Annotated in this window: 2 protein-coding genes, 1 pseudogene and 1 riboswitch; of the genes and pseudogenes, 1 reads left to right on the forward strand and 2 read right to left on the reverse strand. The window is 60.7% G+C overall.

What is annotated here, in order from left to right; translation table 11 throughout:
* Both AC1DUU_RS24335 and AC1DUU_RS24340 read right to left on the reverse strand, forming a co-directional pair.
* A pseudogene (locus AC1DUU_RS24335) lies at positions 1-179 on the reverse strand (ribonucleotide-diphosphate reductase subunit beta); the annotation flags it as partial.
* Between the two features lie 199 nt (positions 180-378).
* Positions 379-3,267, reverse strand: coding sequence for a ribonucleoside-diphosphate reductase subunit alpha (locus tag AC1DUU_RS24340; RefSeq protein ID WP_476785950.1), 2,889 nt, complete (start codon positions 3,265-3,267; stop codon positions 379-381).
* Between the two features lie 109 nt (positions 3,268-3,376).
* A riboswitch (cobalamin riboswitch) is annotated at positions 3,377-3,590 on the reverse strand.
* A gap of 487 nt (positions 3,591-4,077) precedes the next feature.
* Between AC1DUU_RS24340 and AC1DUU_RS24345 the strand changes: the two genes are divergently transcribed.
* Positions 4,078-4,444, forward strand: a 367-nt coding sequence (locus AC1DUU_RS24345; protein WP_476785949.1) for a hypothetical protein, incomplete at its 3' end; no start/stop codon positions are given.

The raw sequence follows: 4,444 nt of genomic DNA on the forward strand, positions 1-4,444 counted from the left end.
CGGTATTTGAGCGGCAGAAGCTGGTTCACGTCGGCACGGGCATTGGTCATGCGCTTGTCGTCGACGCGGACGCGACCGCCGCCACGTTCGATGACACCGAGACCGGTGGCATCGGCAAGCGGAACGTCTGCAAGTGGCGGGACGATGGGTGTAAATTTCGGTTCGGACCAGTCGAGCATTTTTTGTTTTCCTTGATTTGTTCTGCGCCCTCGACGCTGTCCCTCACCTGCCTGCCGGCATCCTCTCCCCGTTTAGTAACGGGGAGAGGATGGCTGGCCGCGAGGTTGCCGCTTCCTCCTTCTCCCCGTCACTAAACGGGGAGAAGGTCCCGGCAGAGGGATGAGGGTCAGCGCCTGCGTTGACGGCTTTCGCTGATGTCTACTGGCAGGCTTCGCATTCGGGATCGTCGATGGCGCAGGCTTTGCCCCATGCCGCGTCGGCGTTAACGATGATCGGCGCCGACGCGGCAACGGCTACAGCGGAGACGGAATTGAGCTTGCCGTCGGTGCCCTTCAGCGTCGACTTCTCGACATGCGAGGCCGAGCGCGAACGCAGGTAATAGGTCGTCTTCAGGCCCTTGCTCCACGCAAGGCGATAGAGCGCGTCGAGCTTCTTGCCGCTCGGATTGGCAATGTAGAGGTTGAGCGACTGGGCCTGATCGATCCATTTCTGCCGTCGCGACGCGGCCTCAATCAGCCAGGCGCTGTCGATCTCGAAAGCGGTGGCGTATAGCGCCTTGAGCTCGTCGGGGATGCGGTCGATCTGACCGACCGAGCCGTCGAAATATTTGAGGTCGGAGACCATGACCTCGTCCCACAGCCCCCTCGCCTTCAAATCATGGACAAGGGCCGCGTTGACCACGGTGAAGTCGCCCGACATGTTCGATTTGACGAACAGGTTCTGGTAGGCTGGCTCGATTGACTGTGCCACGCCGCAGATGTTGGAGATCGTGGCCGTCGGCGCGATCGCCATGGTGTTGGAATTGCGCATCCCGGTCTTCTGGACGCGCTTGCGCAGGCTGTCCCAGTCGAGCGTCGAGGACGCATCCATCTCCACGCCAGGGCGAGCCTCTTCGAGCAGCCGGATGGAATCGATCGGCAAGATACCCTTCGACCACAGCGAACCGTCGAAGCTAGGATAGCGCCCGCGTTCGGCGGCGAGGTCGCAGGACGCCGAAATCGCGTTGTAGGAGATCGCCTCCATGCTGGCGTCGGCAAAGGCCACCGCCGCGTCGGAAGCGTAGGGGATCTTCATCGCCTGCAACGCATCCTGGAAACCCATCAGACCGAGCCCGACCGGACGGTGTTGCAGGTTCGAGCGCCTGGCTTCGGGAATGGTGTAGAAATTGATGTCGATGACGTTGTCGAGCATGCGCATCGCCGTCTTCACCGTGCGGGCAAGCCGGTCGAGGTCGAGCCCCTCGGCTGCGACGTGATTGGCAAGATTGACCGAACCGAGATTGCAGACGGCAACCTCGTCCTTCGACGTGTTGAGCGTGATTTCGGTGCACAGGTTCGACGAATGCACAACACCGACATGGCCCTGCGGCGAGCGGATGTTGCAGGGATCCTTGAACGTGATCCAGGGATGCCCTGTTTCGAACAGCATGGTCAGCATCTTGCGCCACAGGTCGAGCGCCCGGACCTTGCGGAACACCTTGATGGCGCCCGTGGAGGCTGTCGCCTCGTAGCCTTCGTAGGCTGCCTTGAAGGCCTTACCGTAGAGATCGTGCAGATCGGGCGTCTCGTCAGGAGAAAACAGCGTCCACTCGCCGTCGGCCTCGACGCGCTCCATGAACAAGTCCGGCACCCAATTTGCGGTGTTCATGTCGTGGGTGCGGCGACGGTCGTCGCCGGTGTTCTTCCTGAGGTCGAGGAACTCCTCGATGTCGATATGCCAGGTCTCGAGATAGGCGCAGACCGCGCCCTTGCGCTTTCCGCCCTGATTGACGGCGATCGCGGTGTCGTTGGCCACCTTCAAGAACGGCACCACGCCCTGGCTCTCGCCATTGGTGCCCTTTATGTGGGCGCCAAGCCCACGCACCGGGGTCCAGTCGTTACCGAGGCCGCCCGAATATTTGGCGAGCAGCGCATTGTCTTTCACCGCCTTGAAGATGCCGTCGAGATCGTCGGCGACGGTGGTGAGGAAGCAGGAAGACAGCTGCGGCCGCAGCGTGCCGGAATTGAACAACGTCGGCGTCGAGGCCATGAAGTCGAAGGACGACAACAGATCGTAGATTTCGATTGCACGGGCCTCACGATYGATCTCGCGTGCCGCAAGCCCCATGGCGACACGCATGAAAAAGGCTTGAGGAAGCTCGAAACGCTTGCCAGTGGCGTGCAGGAAATAGCGGTCATAGAGTGTCTGCAGCCCGAGATACTGGAATTGCAGGTCACGCTCCGGCTTCAGTGCCGCGCCCAGGCGGACGAGATCGAAGCGGCCAAGTTCGGGATCGATCAGCTCGACCGCGATGCCGGTGGCGATAAAGTCGGCGAAATAGGAGGCATAGCGTTCTGCCATTTCGCCTTGCGTCGCCTGCTCGGACCTGCCGGCGACGAGGCTCAGTGCCTCACGCCGGAGGCGGTCCATCAGCAGCCGGGCGCTGACGAAGGCGTAGTTCGGCTCGGTCTCGACAAGCGTTCGCGCAGCCAGAATCGGCGCCAGCGAAAGCTCGTCGACCGTGATGCCGTCATAAAGATTGCGCTTGGTCTCAGCCAGGATGGTATCCGAAGAGACTGCCTCAAGCCCGTCGCACGCCTCGTCGACGATACGGGCCAGGCGTGTCTCGTCCAGCGGCAACAAGCTGCCGTCATCGGCCTTGACCTGGAGCGTCGGTGCGGCGACCTCGACACATGCCGTTTTGGTGGCAGCCCGTTCGCGCGCCCGCTCCTCGCGGTAGAGCACATAAGCGCGGGCGACCTTGTGATGCTCGGAGCGCATCAACGCCAGCTCGACCTGGTCTTGGATTTCCTCGATGTGGAAGGTGCGGCCGGCGTCTGCCCGTCGCGTGAGCGCGGCAAACACCTGCCCGGCCAGCTCGCCGACGACGTCGTGGACGCGGCGCGAACCGGCCGCCACCGGGCCCTCGGTGGCGAGAAACGCCTTGGTCAGCGCGACCGTGATCTTGGTCGCATCGAACGGTGTCACCGAGCCGTTGCGCCGAATGACCCGGTAGCCAGGTTCGGACGCGGTCTCGAAACCACCCTGGCTGAAAGCTGACTGAATCCTGTCGGTCCCGGTAGTTTGAAGTGTAGTGGTCGCCAACATCATCTTCCCCGATGGTTTGGGGCGAAGGCCTTCAGCGGACGCATGCTGAATCTCGGCCGGCGCAAGCCGGCAGAACGCAAGCGCACCACCGGGACACCCCGCCCGTGGACGTTCAAAATCTATCGCGGCAGGTCTCCTGGCTCGCAGGTCATTGCCGCTGTCTGGCCTTCCCAGCGCTCCATGGCGCCAGTGGCGTTACTCGACAGCAACTCACTGCTTACAGTTGCGGGGGCAGCACCGGCATTGCGAACTCGCTCACCGGCTTCCCTCTTAGCTTCCAAGCCTAAAACAGACTCAGAAGAACCACGACGCCTATATCTAGTATGGATGACGACGCCATTGTCAATTAATGGAGAGAGGAAATTTCAAACCTCTGAAGGCCTCCTCGAATTGTGTAGTGACCGGAGCCACTCGCTAGATCGTTTGAGTGGGGATCTTGAAACCTTGCACGATCAGGGCACGAACAAGCAAACCACCATCGAAGCGATTGCGCTGGCGATAATCAACCCCAGCGACCTGCTGATGCTAGCTGTGGGCGCGAACCCGCGAATCTCGCGTAGGTCACGACGCATAGGCGAAACTGCCGCCACTGGACGACATTGAATGGGTAAATTTTCAGACGCGCTCAGTATCCCGCGCTGCAGACGGCCGATACCAGAGCAAAAAAGTCAGAGTATTGGACATGCGATGGGCGGTCTCGCCCATTCACCTGTACTCATCCGAATGCGGGTATTGAAATGCTCAAAGGGACAGTGAATCCTGCTGGCATTGGGAAGCGCAACTTTGTGGATTCAGCTCGGGACGCAGGGCATGATCGCAACCGACTTCGAAGGCCGGCTCCGACAAGTACTTCCGGACCAATGGGAGACGATAGCGCCACTGGCAGATCAGATCAGAGAAGCTTTCGTCTCCGAGGGGTTCGACGTACCGGATATACCGAACTCAAATTTCGAGACGTTCCAGACAGGGACGGACAGCCCCATTCCGAAACAGCGCACGCACTGGCGCAACATCGTCTATAGTTGGAGTACGCTGTACAAGGCGATCCCAAACATGGTTCTGGCAGGTTCTGCCGTCACGGCCTCTCCATACCTGATCCCAGTTGCAGCTTTGGTCATTTACAACGAGGCGAATAGCCAGGCGCAGAAAACAGTCACCATCGACCAAGGGATAGTAG

The sequence above is a fragment of the Aminobacter sp. P4_H6_2 genome, assembly GCF_056400805.1.